Below are 18,941 nucleotides of genomic sequence, written 5' to 3'. Positions count from 1 at the left end.
CGCCCCCGCCCGGCCCGCCCGCCCGGCCCGCCCGGCCCGCCCGCCCGGCCCGCCCGGCCCGCCCGGCCCGCCGGAATCCGCCTGGCCCGCCACCTCGCCGAACTGGCGGCAACAACCCGCTGCGGACCACTCCACCACGCCGAGGTTGCGCGACGCGCGCGCCGGACCCCGCGACGCGTGGCCGGCGGATCGTCCTGTCGCGCTCGCCGCCCAGTCACCCTCGACGAGTGCGATATACCGCTCGGTCATATTTATGACCCAGCGGTATATCGCACTCAACCCCACTCTTCGGGTGGGCCGGTCACGGACCGTGCACCTCGGACCGAGCGGGTCAGCAGTGGCCGTCGAGCCAGCGGTGCACCAGGAAGAGCGCGATCGACGACGGCGGGGGCAGGAGCAGGCGGTCCCCGCCGTCCACCGTCACCGGCTCGTCGGCCAACGCCGCACCGATCTCCCGGCGGCTGAACCAGCGGGCGTGCGCGATCTCGGTCGGGTCGACCCGGATCGGCGCGTCGGCGTCGGCCCGGGCGAGAAAGCCGAGCATCAGCGAGCCGGGGAACGGCCAGGACTGGCTGGCCACGTACGCGATCTCCGCGACCTCGACGCCGACCTCCTCGCGGACCTCGCGCAGGACGGCGGCCTCGGCCGACTCGCCGGGCTCGACGTAGCCGGCCAGGCAGGAGTAGCGGCGCAGCCCGGGCGTGTTCGGCCAGGCCGCGTTGTTGCCGAGCAGGCACCGGCCGTCCGGGCCGTCCACCCCGTCGTGCACCAGCACGATCATGGCGGGATCGGTACGCGGCCAGGCCCGGTCGCCGTCGGGATCGATCCGCGACCAACCCGCCTCGTCGATCCGGGTCGGGTGCCCGGTGCGGGACGAGTATTCGTGCCGGAGGTGCCAGTTGAGCAGGGCCAACGCGGTGGTGAACACGCCGGCGTCCCGGTCGCTCATGAGGTGGCCGACCTCGCGCAGGTGCGCCCGGCGGGTGCCCGGCAGCTCCGGCAGCGGCCCGTCCACCGCGAAGACCGGCACCCCGTCCGGCTCGACGCCGAGGAACATCGGTACCGAGCGGGGCACCTCGGGCAGCTCACCGGGGCCGATCAGGACCAGCTCGGGCGGGGCCGCCACGCCCCGGACGAGCGCGCGCCCCTCGTCGGCCGAGTCCAGCACCAGCACCCGTGCCCGTTCCCAGGCCTCGGCCAACCAGGCCGGGTCGGTCCGCAGGTGGGCGGCCCGGTCCAGGGTGGACCGGGCCAGCGGCGGCGCGGACTCGCCGGTCACCGGCCGCCCCCCGTCACGGGGTCTCCGTCCGCACCGGCCCCAGCACGGCCAGCGAGTCCGCCACCCGGGCGGCGTCACCGAGCACCACGGTGACCGCCCGGGCCGGGGCCAGGTAGCGGGCCCCCGCCTCGGCCACGTCGTCCACCGTCGCGGCGGCCAGCCGGGCGGCGTGCTCGGCGAGGAAGTCCAGCCGGAGCCCGTTGCCGGCGTACGCGCTGGTCAGCGACGCGAGACCGGCCTGGGTGGACATGCCGAGCTGGAGCGTGCCGAGCGCGTACTGACGGGCCTGCTCCAGCTCCTCCGGTTTCGGCGGCACGGTGGCCAGCCGGCCCAGTTCGTACAGCGTCTCCACCAGCGCCGGCGCGGTCACCTCGGTGGCCACGTCGGCGCCGGCGACCAGCACCGACCCGGCCACCGAGTGCTCGACCAGCGAGTGCGGGCCGTAGGTGTAGCCCTTGTCCTCGCGGATGTTCTCCACCCAGCGGGAGGAGAAATAGCCGCCGAAGATCAGGTTCGCCAGCTGCAACGCGGCGTGGTCGGGGTGGGTGCGGGGCACCGCGGGCAGCGCGAGGCGCAGCGAGGACTGCACGGAGCCGGGCCGGTCGACCAGCACCAGCGGGCCTGGTTCGAGCGGCGGCGCGGACGGCAGCTCGGCGGTGTGCCCGTCCCCCCGCCAGCCGGCGAGCGCCCGCTCGGCGGCGTCCAGTGCCCGTTCCGGCTGGACGTCGCCGACCAGCACCAGCACCGCGCCCGCCGGGTGGACCCGCTCGGCGTGCAGCCGGCGCAACGCGGCCGGGCGGACCGCCCGGACCTGGTCGGGCTCCGGGGTCTGCACCGCGTACGGGTGGCGGCCGTAGACCCGCTTGAGCAACGCGGTCCGGGCCAGGTGGGACGGCTGGCTCTGGGCCACCTGGATCCGGTCGACCAGGCGGTCCCGCTCGGTCTGGACCCAGTCACCCGGGTAGGTGGCGCCGGTGAGCACCTCGGCGAGCAGTTCCAGCACCCGGTCCAGCCCGGTGACCAGGGCCGCGCCGGAGAGCATCAGCCGGTCCGGGTCCACGCCGGCGGAGAGCCCGCCGCCGACCTTCTGCAGCTCGGCGGCGATCTCGGTGGCGCTGTGTGCCTCGGTGCCGGCGAGCACGGTCTGCGCCAGCATGGCGCCGCGGGCCAGGTGGGCGCGCCCGAACGGCATCCAGAGGCGCAGTTCCACGAGCGGTACGGCGGGCCGCCGGACCGCGATCACGGTGAGGCCGTTGCCGAGCGTGCGCTCGGCCTGCTTCGGCACCTTGAGGCGACGGTTGGGTCCGAGCGCCGGCAGCGGCCGGACGGTGGTCGGCGTACTCATTTCAGACCTCCGGCGACGACCTCGACGGACGCGCGGCGCTCGGGCCGCAGGGTGGCGGCGGCGGCGCGGACCTGCTCCTCGGTCACCTCGCCGACCAGCCGGGGCAGCTCGTTGAGCAGGCCCGGCTCGCCGCGCTGTTGCTCCAGGACGGCCATCCGCAGCGCCCGACCGAGCACCGCGTCGGTGTCGCGCAGCAGGTGGGTGGCCATCCGGGCCTGGGTCCGGGCCAGTTCCCCCTCGGTCAGCCCGTCGGTGGCCAGCCGGTCCAGCTCCTCGTCGACGGTGCGCAGCACCTTGTCGACGTCGCCACCGGGCGGCAGGTGCGCCTGGAGCAGCAGCGCGGTGGGGTCGCGGACGTCGAAGGGGTCGCCCATGAAGCCGAGGTAGCCGCCCAGCCCGGTGACCGAGCGGTCCCGCTGCACCATCCGCTCGACCAGCCGGGACGCGTCGCCGTCGGTGAGCACCTCGGCCAGCACCACGTAGGGCAGGTAGCCGGTGAAGTCGCCGATCGGGTCGGGCACCCGCCAGGCGCCCGCCACGGCCGGGAGCGGGGCCAGCGCGTCGGTGTACGAGCTGCGTCGCTCGGCGGTCAGGTCCGGCTCGGCGAAGTCGGGTCGCTCCGGGGCGGGGCGGGCCGGCACGTCGCCGAAGTGCCGCTCGATCAGGGTGGTCGCCTCGGCCACGTCGATGTCGCCGCTGACCGCGAGCACGGCGTTGCCGCTGGCGTAGTAGCGGCGGAAGAAGTCGGCCGCGTCGGCCACCGTGGCGGACTCCAGGTCGTCGAAGGACCCGTAGCCGTCGTGCGCGTTGGGGAAGGTGTCGAACATCACCGGGGGCAGCGTGAGCCAGGGAAAGCCGCCGTACGGCCGGTTGAGCACGTTGACCCGGATCTCCTCCTTGACCACGTCGACCTGGTTGCGCAGGTTCTCCTCGGTCAGCCGGGGGCCGCGCATCCGGTCGGCCTCCAGGAACAGCGCCCGTTCCAGGGCGTTGCTCGGCAGCGTCTCGAAGTAGTCGGTGTAGTCGAGGTGGGTGGAGCCGTTGAACGTGCCGCCGGCGCCCTGCACGTGCCGGAAGTGGGCCAGCTTCTCCAGGTTCTCCGAGCCCTGGAACATCAGGTGTTCGAAGAGGTGGGCGAAGCCGGTGCGCCCCTCCGGCTCGGAGCGGATGCCGACGTCGTAGACCACCGCCACCCCGATCACCGGGGCGCTGCGGTCCGGCGTGAGCACCACCCGCAGGCCGTTGTCGAGGACGAACCGCTCGACCGGGTACTTCGTCGCTGGGATCTTCGCTCTGCGCGTCGGCACGAGATCGACACTAGCGCCTCCGTACCGACCGCACCGGCGGTGTGCCCCGGCCGAACGGTGGACTGTCGCGGGACGGTCTTGACGGCGGCGGCCGCTTGCCCCACTCTTCCTACCAACTAAATAGGAATACTGCGGATTGGACATGTGATGAGACGGCTCCCCCTGCGCCGCCTGGCCACCCTGGCCACCCTGGCCGTGGTCGGCGCGGCCACGCTCGGCGCCACCGCCGCCTGCGGCGACGACAGCGACGCCGCGGGCGACTCCGGCCCGGTGACGCTGCGCCTGGGCTACTTCCCCAACATCACCCACGCGCCCGCCGTGGTCGGCGTGGAGAAGGGGATCTTCAAGGAGAAGCTGGGCGGCGACGTCACGCTGGAGACGAAGACGTTCAACGCCGGCCCGGCGGCCATCGAGGCGGTCTTCTCCGGCGCGCTCGACGCCACGTACATCGGTCCGAACCCGACCGTGAACGCCTTCTCCAAGTCCAAGGGCGAGGCGGTCCGGGTGGTCTCCGGCGCCGCGTCCGGCGGCGTGGCGCTGGTGGTCAAGCCCGGCATCACCTCGGTGGAGCAGCTGCGCGGCAAGAAGATCGCCACCCCGCAGCTCGGCAACACCCAGGACGTCGCGCTGCGCTACTGGCTCAAGGAGAAGGGCCTGCAGACCACCAAGGAGGGCGGCGGCGACGTCAAGGTCGTCCCGCAGGAGAACGCGCAGACCGTCGAGACGTTCGGCAGCGGCGCCATCGACGGCGCCTGGGTGCCGGAGCCGTTCGTCTCCCGCCTGGTCAACGCCGGCGGCAAGGTGCTGGTCGACGAGCGCGACCTCTGGCCGGACAAGAAGTTCGTCATCACGAACCTGCTGGTCAGCACGAAGTTCCTCAAGGCGCACCCGGACGTGGTGAAGAAGCTGGTCGAGGGGCAGGTCGCGGCGAACGAGTTCGTCAACACCAAGCCGGACGAGGCCCAGCAGGCGATCTCCGAGCACATCGGCAAGATCACCGGCAAGCCGCTGGACGTCAAGCTGATCAAGCAGGCCTGGCCGACGCTGGAGTTCACCAACGACCCGATCGCGGCCTCGCTGAAGGCCGGCCTGGACCACGCCGTCGCGGTCGGGCTGACCCAGCCGGTCGACCTGAACGGCCTCTACGACCTGACGTACCTCAACGAGGTGCTCAAGGCGCAGGGCAAGCCCGAGGTCACCCAGCCGTGACGTCGACCACGACGACCCCGCGCGGCGCGACCGGCTCGGTCGCGCTGCGCGGCGTGACCAAGGTGTACGGCCAGGGCGAGCAGGCCGTCCTGGCGCTGGACGGGCTGTCGCTGGACGTGGCGCCCGGCGAGTTCGTCTGCCTGGTCGGCGCGTCCGGCTGCGGCAAGAGCACGCTGCTCAACCTGGTCGCCGGCCTGGACCGGATCAGCGGCGGCACGATCGAGCTGGGCGAGGGCGTCAACCCGGGCCTGATGTTCCAGGAGCCGGCGCTGTTCCCGTGGTCGACCGTCGAGGGCAACGTCGAGGTGCCGCTGAAGCTGCGCGGGCTCCCCCGCGACCAGCGCAAGGCGCGGGTGGCCGAGCTGCTGCGTACGGTCCACCTGTCCGACTTCGGCCGCAAGCGTCCGCACCAACTCTCCGGCGGCATGCGGCAGCGGGTCGCGCTGGCCCGCACGCTCGCGCTGGACACCCCGGTGCTGCTGATGGACGAGCCGTTCGGCGCTCTCGACGCGATGACCCGGGACATCCTGCACGACGAGCTGGAGCGGATCTGGGGCGAGCGCAAGCTCACCGTCCTGTTCGTCACGCACAACGTGCGCGAGGCGGCCCGGCTCGCCGACCGGATCGTGCTGCTGTCCAGCCGACCCGGCCGGATCATCTACTCCACCCGGGTCGACGTGCCACGGCCCCGGCGGATCGACTCGCCGGAGGTCTCGGCCATCGCCGCCGAGGTCACCGACCGGCTGCGCAAGGAGGTGGGCCGCCATGGCCAGTGACACCCTCGCCGCCTCGGCGCGTACCGACGCGGAGATCTCCGGTCTGGACGCGCTGGAGATCGCCGGCCGGGAGAAGGGCCCGTCCCGGGTCCGCCGCCTGTGGTCGGCCACCTGGCCGAAGTTCGCCGCGCTCGCGCTGGCCGTCGCGATCTGGCAGGCGGTGGTCTGGTCCGGGTGGAAGGAGCCGTGGGCGCTGCCCGGCCCGGCGGTGGTCTTCGGCGACCTCGGGGACTACCTGCTCAGCTCGGCGCTCTGGGAGGGCTTGGCCACCACCGCCCGGCGTGCGGCGGTCGGGTTCGCCGCGGCGGTCGCGGTCGGCCTGCTGCTCGGTCTCGGGGTGGCCCGGGTCAAGGTGCTCCGCGCCGCGCTCGGTTCGATGATCACCGCGTTGCAGACCATGCCGTCGATCGCCTGGTTCCCGCTGGCCATCCTGCTGTTCCAGCTCAGCGAGCAGGCGATCTTCTTCGTCGTGGTGCTGGGCGCCGCGCCGTCCGTCGCCAACGGCGTCATCCACGGCGTGGACTACGTGCCGCCGCTGCTGGTCCGGGCCGGTCGCAACCTCGGCGCCCGGGGGCTCAACCTCTACCGGTACGTGATCGCGCCGGCCGCGCTGCCCGCCATCGTGGCCGGGCTCAAGCAGGGTTGGGCGTTCGCCTGGCGCAGCCTGATGGCCGGCGAGCTGCTGGTCGTCATCGCCACCCGCACCTCGATCGGCGCGCAGCTCACCTACGCCCGTGAGCTGAGCGAGGCGCCCCGGCTGATGGCCATCATGATCGTCATCCTGGTGGTGGGCCTGCTGGTGGACACCGCGTTCGGCGCGGCCGACAAGGCGATCCGCCGCCGCTGGGGTGTGCTGGACCAGGCCGGCAACTGACGCCGTGTACATCTCCGCGCGCGCCGACTACGCGCTCCGGGCCATGCTCGCCGTCGCCGCCGCCGGGTCCACCGGCGACGGGGGTGCCGGCGACGGGGGTGCCGGCGGCGGGGGTGCCGGCGGCGGCGAGCTGGTCAAGGCGGCCAGTCTGGCCGACAGCCAGGACATCCCGCTCAGCTTCCTCCAGGGGATCCTGCTCGACCTGCGGCGGGCCGGGCTGCTGCACAGCCATCGCGGCACCGAGGGCGGCTACGCGCTGACCAGGCCGCCGGCGGAGATCAGCGTCGGTGACGTGCTCCGCGCGGTCGGGGGCGCGCTCACCAGCGTCCGGGGGATGCCGGCCGACCGGACCGGCTACCACGGCGTGGCCACCGGCCTGCGGGACGTGTGGCTGGCGGTGGACGGGGCGATCGCGCTGGTGGTGGACCGGACCACGCTCGCGGACCTGCTGGCGGACCGCGCGCCGGCGCCCTGACGCCGGGCGGGGCCCGGTGCCGGGGCCCCGCCCGGCTGCTCGCGCCCCCGGCGGTCGTGTCGGGACGCTCGTCTGTGGTGAGTGCCCCACAGGCGAAGGCATCCCTCCGAGGCGATATACCGCTGAGGCATATGTATGCCTCAGCGGTATATGCGTTCCTACCGGACAGTCGCCGGAGGACGTCACACTGCGTGACATCCTCGATCCGGTCGACAGTGCGGATCACCCAGGGTTGAACGTGCGGGCCGCGCCACGGTCCTGGGGACCGTCCACGGCCGGGTGCCACGGGCCGAACGCGGCCACCACGGCAAGCGCCAGACCGGCGCCCGCGACCGCGAGCACCAGCAGCACCTCCCGGGCACCGCCCGGGCCGGCGTCACCCGCCATGGCCGCCCCTCCGCATCCGGCTGGTCCCCCCGGACCGCCCCGGGACTCAGCATCGTCGCCCGGCCGGCAGCGGACAGTCGGCCACCCGACTGAACATCCGCTGATCCCCGACTCAGCGGGCAGCGCGGAGCGACCGGTCCGGGACGCCGGCGAACTACCGGTCGGCGACGCCGGGAAGGACCACCGGAAAACGGCCGGTCAGCGGCGACGCGGGCGGCGGCGGGGCCGGGTCGCCGGGGCGGGGTGCGCGGCGGCGGGCGGCGTGATGGTCACCGGCACGCCGGAGGGCTCCCGCGCCCCGGTCAGCCGGCCCAGCTCCGCGTCCCCGGCGCGTACCCGGGTGGTCTGCGGGTTGATCCCGGCGGTGCTCATCAGTCGGGCGACGTCCCGACGCTGCTCCGGCAGGACCAGGGTGACCACCGTGCCCGACTCCCCCGCGCGGGCGGTCCGGCCGCCCCGGTGCAGGTAGTCCTTCGCCTCGGTCGGCGGGTCGGCGTTGACCACCAGGTCCAGCCCGTCCACGTGGATGCCCCGCGCGGCCACGTCGGTGGCCACCAGCGCGGTGACCAGTCCGGTGCGGAACTGCTCCAGGATCCGGGTGCGCTGCGGCTGCGACTTGCCGCCGTGCAGCGCCGCCGCGCGTACGCCCTTGGAGAGCAACTGCCGGGCCACCCGGTCGGCGCGGTGCTTGGTGGCGATGAACACGATGGTGCGGCCCTCGCGGGCGGCGATGTGCGCCAGCGCGGTCTGCTTGTCCTCCGCCTCCAGGTGCAGCACGTGGTGGGTCATCGCGGTCACCGTGGCGGTGCCCGGGTCGACCGAGTGCGTCACCGGATCGGTCAGGAAGCGCCGGACCAGCCGGTCCACGCCCCGGTCCAGGGTGGCCGAGAACAGCATCCGCTGCCCGCCCGGCGCGACCTGCTCCAGCAGCTTCGTCACCTGCGGCAGGAAGCCCATGTCGGCCATCTGGTCGGCCTCGTCCAGCACGGTGACGGCCACCTGGTCCAGCCGGGCGTCACCCCGGTCGATCAGGTCGTGCAGCCGGCCGGGCGTCGCCACCAGCACCTCGGCGCCGGCGCGCAACGCGTCCGCCTGACGGGTCAGGGACAGCCCGCCGACCACGGTGGCGCACCGCAGCTTGAGCGCGCCCGCGTACGGGGTGAGCGCGGCGGTCACCTGCTGGGCCAGTTCCCGGGTGGGTACCAGGACCAGGGCGAGCGGGCGGCCGGGGCGGGCCCGGTGACCGGCCGTGCGGTGCAGCAGCGGGAGCCCGAACGCCAGCGTCTTGCCGGAGCCGGTGCGACCGCGACCGAGCACGTCCCGGCCGGCCAGCGAGTCGGGCAGCGTGGCCGACTGGATCGGGAACGGCGCGGTGATGCCCTGCCGGGTCAACTCGGCGACGAGCGCCGGGGCCAGGCCGGTGTCGGCGAAAGTGGGCGCAGTGGTGCTCACGGTCATGCGGAAAGCCTTCCTCGAGGCGGCACGTGTCGAGGAAGGGCGCCGGGAGCCGGCGCGTCACCGGCGTCACCGGTGGTCACAAGCACGAACCGAAAAGGGTACGGGCCGGCCCGCCTCGGCGCGCCACGTCCCGCGAACGGGAGGGCGGCGCGGCGGGCCGGCCCGTGCACCACGCCCGACGGGGCGCGGTGGTGGTGCCGGTTGATCCGAAGATCAGAGCGGACGGATGTTCTCCGCCTGCGGGCCCTTCTGGCCCTGGGTCACCTCGAACTCGACCCGCTGGTTCTCGTCCAGGCTCCGGTAGCCGGAGGTCTGGATCGCCGAGAAGTGGGCGAAGACGTCGGCGCCGCCGTCGTCCGGGGTGATGAAGCCGAAGCCCTTGTCAGCGTTGAACCACTTGACGGTGCCAATTGCCATGTGTTTCGTCTCCTTGACGGAACGGTCGGCCCGCACGTGTTGCGGGCCGGAGAGGAGCCCACCGCGCGATGGTCGCACGGCGTGCCTGTCGCTGCTGGTCGCCCCGCCCGGAGAACTCCGGACACAACAAAGAGCGCCTGGGGCCACAATCCGCCAGGCGCACACAGAGTCTCTGGAAACCAAAACTGCAACCCGGACAACGTATCACGGATCTCGGCCGGTGGGGAGATCACCGGGAAAATTCCGGGACGTCGGCGACCAGCGCGGTCAGACCGGCGGCGTCGAGCAGGTCGGTCGGGCGGACCGTGGCGGAGTCCCGGACGTAGTGGAAGGCGGCACCGACGCGGTCGACCGGCACCCCGGCCAGTTCGGCCCAGGCCAGCCGGTAGACCGCCAGCTGTACCGCCGCGGCGTCCGCCTCCCGGCCGACGGGCTGCCGGCCGGTCTTCCAGTCGACCACGTCGTAGCGCCCGCCCGGGCGGGCGAAGACGGCGTCCATCCGACCCCGGACCACCACACCGGCGATCACCGTGGCGAACGGCACCTCCACCTCCAGCGGCACCCGGTCGGCCCACTCGCTGGCCAGGAAGCGCTCCTGCAGCTCGGCGAGCGCCTCGTCCGGGGCGGCGTCGTCGTCGGCCGCGCCGGGCAGCTCGTCGACGTCGAGCAGGCGGTCGGCGCCGAAGCGCTGCTCCAGCCAGGCGTGGAAGGCGGTGCCACGCCGGGCGTACGGGTTGGGTTCGCTCGGCATCGGCCGGCGCAGCGTACGGGCCAGCGCCTCCGGGTCGCGGCGCAACGCCACCAGCTGGGTCACCGAGAGCTGGCCGGGCAGCTCGACCTCGACCGCCTCGGCCCGGCGGGCCAGCTCGGCCCGCTCGGCGAGCAGCAGGTCGGCCTCGCGCCGCCAGCGGGCCACCTCCGGATCGTCGCCCGCCGGGTCGGCGGGGGGCGACGCCGGGTCGGGCGGGGCCAGCGGGGTCGCGACGGGACCGACCGTGGCCAGCAGGGCCGCCTCGCGGCGGGCCGCCTCCGGATCGGCGAGGTGACGGCGGACCAGCGCCGCCGCGTCGGTGAGCGCGGGCCGCCGGGCGCCGAGCGGGTCGGCCGGCCACTCGGCGCGCAGCACCGTCTCCGTGGTCGGGTTGACCGCGTCCCCGGCCGGCTCCGGCGCCCAGGCGTCGACCACGTGTCCGTCGACGCCGGCCAGGCCGACGTCGTAGATCTCGCGGAGGAACACCGACGGGCCACGGAACCGCTTCGTCCCCTCACCCCACCAGTAGCCGGAACAGAGCAGCAGCCGACGGGGCCGGGTCACCGCCACGTACGCCAGCCGGCGCTCCTCCCGCTCGTCGTGCGCCCGCCAGGCGTCGGTGAAGTCGGTCACCGCCCGGGCCACGCCGCGCTGGTCCGCCGCATCCGGCAGGCCCAGCTCGGGCAGCCCGTCCGCGTCGCCGCGCAGCGGGAAGGGCAGCACGCCGAGGCCGCCCAGCCAGTGGTCGGAGTTGCGGACCGGCCCCGGCCAGACGCCCCGGGTCAGACCGGCGACCGCCACCACGTCCCACTCCAGGCCCTTCGCCGCGTGCGCGGTGAGCACCTGCACGGCGCCCGCCACCACCTCGACCTCGCCCGGCGCCAGCCCGCGCTCCTCGTCCTCGGCGGCGGTCAGGTAGGCGAGGAAACCGGCGAGCGTGGCACCGGGCGTCTCGCCGCTGAACCGGGCCGCGACGTCGCCCAGCGCGTCCAGGTGGGCCCGGGCCAGGCCGGCGTCGCCGGCGCCGTCCCGGCCGGCCCGGACCGCCACCTCGACGTCCAGCCCGATCGTGCGCTCGATGTCCGCGATCAGCTCCGGCAGCGACTGGTCCAGCCGGTAGCGCAGCAGCGCCAGCTCCATCCCGTACGACCGCAGCCGGGCGAAGCCCTCCGCCGAGTACGCCTGCGCGGGCCCCAGGTCGGCCAGCGCCTCGACCAGCGTCGCCTCGTCCAGCGCGTCCACGGTGATCTCCGGCCCGTCGTCGCCGGTCAGCTCCCGGCGACCCCGGGCGATCGCGCGGGCGCGCCGGTGCAGGGCCACCAGGTCACGCGGGCCGATCCGCCAGCGCGCGCCGGTGAGCAGGCGCAGCAGCGCCGCCCCGTCGGTCGGGTCGGCGAGCACCCGCAGGGTGCAGACCACGTCCCGTACCTCCGGGGTGTCCAGCAGGCCGCCGAGGCCCACCACGTCGACCGGCAGCCCGCGGGCCCGCAGCGCCGCCTCGATCGCCGGGATCTGGCTGCGCAGCCGCACCAGCACCGCCGTGGTCGGCCGGCGGTCGGCCGGGATGTGCTCCGGCAGCGCGCCCGGCATTGCGGCCGCGCCCCGCCAGGCCGCCAGCACGCTGTCCGCGATCCAGTCGGCCTCGTCGGCGTACGTCTCCAGGAGCGCGCAGTGCACGGTGCCGGCGGCCTGCCCGCCCGGCGTGCGGTGCGGGATCGGGTCGCGGACGCTGAGCGCGGCGTGCAGCTCCGGCACCCGCGCGCCGGCGGCCCGCAACGGCACCGAGAGCGCGTTGGCGACCGCGAGGATCTCCGGCCGGTTGCGCCAGCTCGTGGTGAGGCCGAGCACGGCGGCGGGCGTGCCGTCGGCGCGGGCGAACTCGCCCGGGAACCGGTCGAGCGTGCCGGCGCTGGCCCCGCGCCAGCCGTAGATGGACTGGCAGGGGTCGCCCACCGCGGTCACCGGGTGGCCGCCGCCGAACAGCGCGTTGAGCAGCACCACCTGGGCGTGGCTGGTGTCCTGGTACTCGTCGAGCAGCACCACCCGGAACCGGTCCCGCTCGATCACGCCGACGCCGGGGTGGTCGCGCGCCACCCGGGCCGCCCGGGCCAGCTGGTCGGCGAAGTCCATCGCCTCGAAGTCGTCCTTGCGCCGGGCGTACGCGCGCACCAGCGGCAGCAGCTTCAGCCGGGTCTGCTGGAGCTGGAGCGCCTTGCGCACGTCGGCGTAGACCCGCCCGGGACGCGACTGCACCTCGGCGAAGAACCGGCCGGTCCAGGCCGCCAGCTCGTCCGGGTCGACCAGGTGCTCGTCCAGCTCGCCGGCGAGGGCGAGCACCGCGTCGGTGATGGTGGACGGCATCCGGTCCACCTCGGACATGTCGCCGTCGTAGTTGCGGACCAGCAGGTCGACCAGCTGCCAGCGGGACGCCTCGGTGAGCAGCCGGGTGGTCGGCTCGTACCCGGCCCGCAGCCCGTGCTCGGTGACGATCCGCCCGGCGTACGAGTGGTAGGTGGAGACGGTCGGCTCGCCCGCGAGCGGGTCGTCCTGCGGGTCCCGCCCCTGCCGGCCCAGCCGGCGGACGAGCTGGTCGAGCCGGGTCCGCACCCGGTGCGCCAGCTCGCCGGCCGCCTTGCGGGTGAAGGTGAGCCCGAGGATGTGCTCGGGGCGGACGTAGGAGTTGGCGACCAGCCAGACCACCCGGGCCGCCATCGTCTCGGTCTTGCCCGAACCGGCGCCGGCGACCACCAGCAGCGGTTCCACCGGCGCCGCGATGATCGCCGCCTGCTCCCGGGTGGGCGCCGGCAGCCGGAGCAGCCGGGCCAGCTCGACAGGTGTGTAGCGGGGCCCGGCGTCGGCGGCGCGCGGCGTCGGGGTGGCGGTGGCGCCGAACAGCGCCGGCTGGATCGTCATGAGCTCTCCGGGGGCGGCTCGACCACCTGGCGGCCCTGGCCGGAGACCGGGCAGCTGGTGCGTACCGGGCAGACCCGGCACTTCGAGTTGGCCACGGCGGCGAATGTCGAGGCGGCCATCGTGTCGGCGGTGCGGCGGACCAACGCGGTCGCCCAACCGGCCTCGGGGCCTTCGCCGGCGGCGGCCTGGGCCTGCTCCTTGGCGTCCCGGGCGCCGGTGCCGAGCTGCACCAGCGCGGCTCCGCCGGACTCCCCGCCGAACTCCGCGAACCCGCCCGCCTCCACGGCCGCCTGGTAGGCCCCGAGCTGCGGATGCTCGGCGACCTCCCGCTCGGTGACCGCCGTCGACTTGCCGGTCTTCAGGTCGATCACCACGAGCCGCCCCTCGGCGTCGACCTCCAGCCGGTCCACCCGGCCGGTCAGCTCGACCGGGCGGGACGGGTCGTCGAGGCGGACCGCGAACTCGTGCTCGATGGCGAGCAGCCGGCGCGGGTTGCCGGCCAACCAGCGCAGCAACTTGTCGACCATCGCCTCGGCGCGCTGCCGTTCCGGCCCGGCCATCCACCGGGCGGCCAGCTCGATCGCGTCGAACCGGGCGGCCACGTACTCCAGCAGCGCCTCCCGGTCGACGCTGGCGTCCTCGGCCAGCATCGCGGCGGCGTGGACCAGGTTGCCGACGCCCTGCGCGGCGCTGGCCGGCCCGCTGCCGCCGTGCCGCTCCAGCAGCCAGCGCAGGCTGCACCGCAACGCGCTCTCCATGGCCGACGGCGTGACCCGCACCGGCTCGCCCTCGTCGACCAGCGGCCGGTCGTCGGAGAGCCCGCGCAGCCCCCACCAGTCCTCCGGGTGCGCGCCGGGCACCCCGGCGGCGGCCAACCGGGCCAGCTCGCCCGCCGCCGCGTGCCGCCGGGTGATCGGCGCCGCCGGGTCGGTGACCGCGGTACGCAGCTCCGCCACCAACGCGGACAGGGTGAGCCCGCGCGGCGGCAACGTCACCGGGAGCACGCCGGGCGTCGCGTCCTGCGGCTGCTCGTCGCCGTGCGGCACCGGCCCGTCCGGCTGCTGTCCCGGGCCACGGGTGCCGCTTCCGCCCGCCGGGCCGCCACCGTTCGGCGTCGCGGCGTCACGTCGCTCGCCGTGCGGGCCGTCGCCGTTCGGGCCGTCGCCGTCGGGGCTCGGCGGGGTGGTGCCGCCCGCGCCGGTGGCGGGCGGGTCGGTCACGGCCAGCTCGTGCAGGAACCGGCTGGGCTGCTCCTCGTGGTCGTCGCCGCCGACCGCCGCGGAGGCGACCGCGGTGACCAGGAGCCGGCGCCGGGCCCGGCTGACCGCGACGTGGAACAGCCGCCGCTCCTCGTCCAGCAACGCCGACGTCTGCCCGACCAGGCTGGCCCGCAGGCCGGCCCCGTCGGCGCGGCCGGCGAGCACGTCGACCAGACGCTCCGAGCCGAGCAGGCTGCCGCGCAGCCGCAGGTCCGGCCAGACGCCCTCCTGCACCCCGGCGACGGCCACCAGGTCCCACTCCAGGCCCTTCGCGGCGTGCGCGGTGAGCAGGCGTACCGCCTCGCCCCGGTCGGCCGAGGCGGCCAGCGTGTCCGCCGGCAGCTCCTGCCCGAGCACGTGGTCGAGGAAGACCTCGGTGCGCGCGCCGGGCAGGCGGTCGGTGAACCGGGCCGCCGCGTCGAAGAGCACCAGCACCGCGTCCAGGTCCCGGTCGGCCGCCTCGGCCCGCCAGCGCTGGGCGGTCTCGTGCTCACCCGTGGCCGCCCGCCCCCGCGTGATCTGCCCGGCCCAGCGCTCGGCCAGCCCGCTCTCCCGCCACACCGCCCAGAGCACGTCCTCGGCGGTGGCGCCGGGGGTGCCGGCGGCCTCCCGGGCGGTCGCCAGCAGATGGGCCACGGCCTGCGCGGGAGCCGCCCAGCGCCGCTCGATCGCGGCCAGCTCGGCCGGGTCGCGCAGCGCCTCCACCAGCAGCTCGCCCGAGGGACGGCGGTCGCCCCCGGCCAGCGCCAGCGCCCGCAATCCCTGGCGCAGCCGCCGCTCGGCCAGCGGGTCGGCCCCGCCCAGCGGCGAGTGCAGCAACGCGACCGCCGCCTCCTCGTCCAGCCGGTCGGGTTCGAGCGCGCACCGCAGCAGGAGCAGCAGCGGGGCCACCGCCGGCTGAAGGTGCAGCGGCAGGTCCTCGCCGTGCACGACGGTGGGCACGCCGGCGGTGTGCAGGGCCCGGCGCAACGACGGCAGTTGCCGGCCGGTCGACCGGACCAGCACCGCCATCCGCGACCAGGGCACGCCGTCGAGCAGGTGCGCCTCGCGCAACGCGTGGGCCAGCCAGGCCGACTCGCTGGTGGCCGAGCGGAACGTGCGTACCTCGACCGCGCCGGCCGGGGCGTCCGGGAGCGGGCGCAGCCGCCGGTGCGCCGCCGGGCCGCGCAGCCGGCGGGCCAGCCGGGCGGTGGCCGCCAGCAGCTCCGGCCCCGCCCGGTAGGAGGTGGTCAGCGTGACCTGGGCGGCCGGTGCGCCGGAGGCGGTCCGGAAGCGGTGCGGGAACGTGGTGACCCCGGCCGGGTCCGCGCCGCGGAAGGCGTACGTGGACGAGTCGGGGTCGGCGAAGGCGACCAGGGGTGCGCCGCCGCCGGCCACCACGGCGAGCAGGTCGAGCTGGGCCGGGTCGGTGTCGGCCAGTTCGTCCACGTAGACGTGGGCCAGCCGGCGGCGTTCGGCGGCGAGCAGCTCCGGGTCGTCGAGCAGCATCCCGGTGGCCGCCCGCACCAGCTCCGCCGGGTCGTACGCGACCGAGCCCCGGTTGCTCACGTCGCGCAGCGCGAGGACGGCGACGTACTCCCGCAGGAAGCGCGCGGCGGCCGGCCAGTCGGCGCGGCCCAACTTCTCGCCCAGCCGGGCCAGCTCGACCGGGCCGACGCCCCGCTCCGCGGCCCGCATCAGCAGGTCGCGGAGCTGCTGGGCGAACGCCCGGGTCCGCAGCGCGGGGCGCAGGTCCTCCGGCCAGCCGACCGGGTCGTCGTCCGGGTCCTCGCCGACCACGTCGAGCAGCTCCCGGATGATCAGATCCTGCTCCGGCCCGGTGAGCAGCCGGGGCGAGGGTTCGCCGCGCTCGGCGGCGGCCCGGCGGAGCAGCCCGAAGGCGTACGCCGGGAAGGTCCGGACCAGCGGCTCGCGCAGCACCCGGTGCCCGTCGCCGGCGATCCGCGCCTCGATCCGGTGGCGCAGCTCGGTGGCGGCGCGCCGGCCGAACGTGAGCACCAGGACGCGTTCCGGATCGACGCCCTCGGCCACCCGCGCGGCCACCGCCTCGACCAGGGTGGCGGTCTTACCGGTGCCGGGACCGCCCACGACCAGCATCGGCCCGTCGGTGTGCGCGACGACCTCGGCCTGCACCGGATCCACCCGCCGGCGAGCGCCTCCGGCCGACCCCACCTCGGCGTCGGCCCCGGCCCGGGCGTGCGAGGGGTGCGCGGCATCGCCCGTCGACCCCCCGGATCGCGGCTGCGTCACGGCCGGCCCGTCGGACCGGCTCACCCCCTGCCCCGCCCCGGCGTCGTGGGTGACCCCCGCCCCCGCGTCGCCGGGCCGGCGCACCAACCGGTACGCCTGCATCACCCGACATCCCACCACGCCGGTACGACACCCGGAAACCGACGCCACCCCACGCGCCGCAGCTCACCCGGGCATCGGGAACGGTTGGCACACGGGCCGGCAGTGGGCCCGGCGTGCCCCGAGCGCCGGTCGCTCGCGGCCTCCCGCACCCCGAACAGTCCCTCGAACCCCGTGCGAAGCCCGCCCGCAGCGGAATCCCGACCCCGCCGGCGGGCCCGCAGACACCCATGACGTTCCACCCGCCCCGCCCGCACGCCGTGAGTGGAACGGTATGGGTGTCAAACGGGGCCGCAGACACCCATGACGTTCCACCGGCCCGCTTCGCTACGGGTGAGTGGAACGGTATGGGTGTCAACGGGGCGGCGCGGGGAAGGGCGGCTAGGTGAGGCGGGCGTCGATCAGGTCGAGGGCGGCGGGCACGCTGTCCGCGACCATCAGCAGGTCCATGCCGGCCGGCTTGAGGAAGTGGCGGTCGGCCAGCGAACCGAGCCAGTCGAGCAGCGGCCGGTAGAACCCGTCGGCGTCGACCAGCACCATCGGCTTGGCGTGCAGGGCGAGGGTGGCGGTGGTCCAGACCTCGAACAGCTCGTCGAGCGTGCCCAGGCCGCCGGGCAACGTGACGAACGCGTCCGACTTGTCGACCATCAGCGTCTTGCGGCTGGCCATCCCGTCGGTGACCAGCAGCTCGTCGGCGGCCAGGTCGGCGACCTCCAGGTCGACCAGGGACTGCGGGATGACGCCGACCGTGCGACCGCCGGCGGCGCGCGCGCCGTCCGTCACGGCGCCCATCATGCCGACGCAGCCGCCGCCGCTGACCAGCGTGTGGCCCCGCCGGGCCAGCTCCGCGCCGGTCTCGGTGGCCAGCGCCAGCCAGCGGTCGTCGAGGGTACGGGAGGACGCGCAGAACACGCAGACGTTGGCCATGTCAGGGCTGCCCCGCCGGACCCTCGGGGGCGGCGTCGGCGGCGGCACGCTGGTCGGCGGCCACCCGGGCCACGGCCTCCTCGCGGACCGCCTCCTGCTCGGCCGAGAGCACCGCCTCGGCCTCGACGATGTGTCGTACCGCCTCGTTGACGTCGTCGGTGACGCAGATCAGGTCCAGGTCGTTCGGGCCGATCTTGCCCTCGGCGGCCATGCTGTCGCGCAGCCAGTCGAGCAGGCCGCGCCAGTAGTCGGCGCCCATCAGCACGACCGGGAACCGGGTCACCTTGCCGGTCTGCACCAGGGTCAGCGCCTCGAACAGCTCGTCCATCGTGCCGAAGCCGCCGGGCAGCACCACGAACGCCTGGGCGTACTTGACGAACATGGTCTTGCGGGCGAAGAAGTAGCGGAAGTCGATGGCCAGGTCGACCCAGTCGTTGAGGCCCTGCTCGAACGGCAGCTCGATGCCGAGCCCGACGGAGAGACCGCCCGCCTCGCCGGCGCCCCGGTTGGCGGCCTCCATCACGCCCGGACCGCCGCCGGTGATCACCGCGTAGCCGGCCCGGGCCAGCGCACCGCCCAGCTCCTCGGCCAGCCGGCACTCCGGGCTGTCCGGCTTGCTCCGCGCCGAGCCGAAGACGCTGACCGCGGGCGGCAGGTCGGCGAGGGTGTCGAACCCCTCGACGAACTCGGACAGGATCCGCAGCGCCCGCCAGGCGTCCTTGGTCTTCCAGTCGCTGCGCCCCCGGGAGTCGAGCAGCCGCTGGTCCGCGGTGCTGGTCGGGATCGCCCGGTTGCGCAACGTGACCGCTCCCCGGTGCCGCTCCCCTCGCGGCCCCCGCTCAGCCGGCCTCCCGCTGCTCTCGCTCATGGGGCCACCGTAGTGGAGCGCCGGCGGCGCGGCGCGGAGGCCGGCGAGCCCGAGAAATTCTTTGCGATCAAGGGCAACTAATTCGCTCGCCCGTACGTCTTACTATTCACATACCCGGTATGCCCGGGCGACGCGCCTTCGGGGGAGGAGCCAGCGTTGATCAGCAACAGCGAGATGATCCGGATCCGCCGGCAGATGCAGCGACGGATCCGGGACGTGGTGGCCGAGCGCCGCCGCACCCGGATGATGGAGGCCCACCGCTCCGATCTCGCCGGTGACGCCGGCGAGGCGGACGCGCCGCTGACCACGACCGTCTGACGGTCCGGGGCCCGCGCCGACGCGCGGGC

At 75.1% G+C, this 18,941-nt stretch carries 15 protein-coding genes; 5 read left to right on the top strand and 10 right to left on the bottom strand.

The features are described from left to right. Positions 1–331: 331 nt before the first annotated feature. From nudC to CO540_RS24260, 3 genes are read right to left on the bottom strand one after another with little or no spacing between them, the layout of a single operon-like run. Positions 332–1,279 carry an NAD(+) diphosphatase gene (gene nudC, locus CO540_RS24270; RefSeq protein WP_099163767.1) on the bottom strand — a complete coding sequence of 316 codons (948 nt, stop codon included), beginning with the start codon at positions 1,277–1,279 and terminating at the stop codon, positions 332–334. A gap of 13 nt (positions 1,280–1,292) precedes the next feature. Then, positions 1,293–2,624: a pitrilysin family protein gene (locus CO540_RS24265; RefSeq protein ID WP_099163766.1), complete on the bottom strand. Its 1,332-nt coding sequence runs from the start codon at positions 2,622–2,624 to the stop codon at positions 1,293–1,295. Next, entirely contained in the window at positions 2,621–3,931 is a 1,311-nt protein-coding gene (locus tag CO540_RS24260) for a pitrilysin family protein (protein ID WP_099163765.1), read from the bottom strand. The genes CO540_RS24265 and CO540_RS24260 overlap by 4 nt, the downstream gene beginning before the upstream one ends. 147 nt (positions 3,932–4,078) lie before the next feature. Here CO540_RS24260 and CO540_RS24255 point away from each other — a divergent pair, with 147 nt between their 5' ends. From CO540_RS24255 to CO540_RS24240, 4 genes are read left to right on the top strand one after another with little or no spacing between them, the layout of a single operon-like run. After that, entirely contained in the window at positions 4,079–5,140 is a 1,062-nt protein-coding gene (locus CO540_RS24255) for an ABC transporter substrate-binding protein (RefSeq protein WP_099163764.1), read from the top strand. After that, positions 5,137–5,916: an ABC transporter ATP-binding protein gene (locus CO540_RS24250; protein WP_099163763.1), complete on the top strand. Its 780-nt coding sequence runs from the start codon at positions 5,137–5,139 to the stop codon at positions 5,914–5,916. Before CO540_RS24255 ends, CO540_RS24250 begins: the two co-directional genes overlap by 4 nt. Then, positions 5,906–6,790, top strand: a complete 885-nt coding sequence (locus CO540_RS24245) for an ABC transporter permease (RefSeq protein ID WP_099163762.1) — start codon at positions 5,906–5,908, stop codon at positions 6,788–6,790. Before CO540_RS24250 ends, CO540_RS24245 begins: the two co-directional genes overlap by 11 nt. A 4-nt stretch (positions 6,791–6,794) precedes the next feature. Continuing rightward, positions 6,795–7,265, top strand: a complete 471-nt coding sequence (locus tag CO540_RS24240) for an Rrf2 family transcriptional regulator (RefSeq protein ID WP_099163761.1) — start codon at positions 6,795–6,797, stop codon at positions 7,263–7,265. Positions 7,266–7,487: 222 nt separating this feature from the next. Here the strand turns inward: CO540_RS24240 and CO540_RS30460 are convergent, their stop codons facing one another. The 7 genes from CO540_RS30460 to CO540_RS24210 all read right to left on the bottom strand — a co-directional run bounded on the left by CO540_RS30460 (position 7,488) and on the right by CO540_RS24210 (position 18,594). Next, positions 7,488–7,652 carry a hypothetical protein gene (locus tag CO540_RS30460; protein ID WP_172967924.1) on the bottom strand — a complete coding sequence of 55 codons (165 nt, stop codon included), beginning with the start codon at positions 7,650–7,652 and terminating at the stop codon, positions 7,488–7,490. Between the two features lie 198 nt (positions 7,653–7,850). After that, positions 7,851–9,110 (bottom strand): DEAD/DEAH box helicase, encoded by a 1,260-nt coding sequence (locus CO540_RS24235; protein ID WP_245666141.1) that lies wholly within the window; start codon positions 9,108–9,110, stop codon positions 7,851–7,853. A 213-nt stretch (positions 9,111–9,323) separates the two neighbouring features. Continuing rightward, complete coding sequence (locus CO540_RS24230; protein WP_013288421.1) at positions 9,324–9,527, bottom strand: cold-shock protein; 204 nt, start codon at positions 9,525–9,527, stop codon at positions 9,324–9,326. Positions 9,528–9,756: 229 nt separating this feature from the next. Beyond that, a complete protein-coding gene (locus CO540_RS24225) occupies positions 9,757–13,191 on the bottom strand; it encodes an ATP-dependent helicase (RefSeq protein WP_099163760.1) in 3,435 nt (1,144 codons plus the stop codon). Beyond that, positions 13,188–16,802 carry an ATP-dependent DNA helicase gene (locus tag CO540_RS24220; RefSeq protein WP_099163759.1) on the bottom strand — a complete coding sequence of 1,205 codons (3,615 nt, stop codon included), beginning with the start codon at positions 16,800–16,802 and terminating at the stop codon, positions 13,188–13,190. The genes CO540_RS24225 and CO540_RS24220 overlap by 4 nt, the downstream gene beginning before the upstream one ends. A 378-nt stretch (positions 16,803–17,180) precedes the next feature. After that, on the bottom strand, positions 17,181–17,726 hold the full coding sequence (locus tag CO540_RS24215; protein WP_091570718.1) for a TIGR00730 family Rossman fold protein: 546 nt from the start codon (positions 17,724–17,726) through the stop codon (positions 17,181–17,183). Position 17,727: 1 nt separating this feature from the next. Further along, positions 17,728–18,594: a TIGR00730 family Rossman fold protein gene (locus CO540_RS24210; protein WP_091570715.1), complete on the bottom strand. Its 867-nt coding sequence runs from the start codon at positions 18,592–18,594 to the stop codon at positions 17,728–17,730. A 156-nt stretch (positions 18,595–18,750) separates the two neighbouring features. Between CO540_RS24210 and CO540_RS30455 the strand changes: the two genes are divergently transcribed. Next, entirely contained in the window at positions 18,751–18,912 is a 162-nt protein-coding gene (locus tag CO540_RS30455) for a hypothetical protein (RefSeq protein WP_172967923.1), read from the top strand. The last annotated feature ends 29 nt before the right edge of the window (positions 18,913–18,941 follow it).

This window comes from Micromonospora sp. WMMA2032 (assembly GCF_002688545.1).
In the GTDB taxonomy this organism is placed as follows: domain Bacteria; phylum Actinomycetota; class Actinomycetes; order Mycobacteriales; family Micromonosporaceae; genus Micromonospora; species Micromonospora sediminicola.
This window is presented reverse-complemented; position numbering and strand designations above follow the sequence as displayed.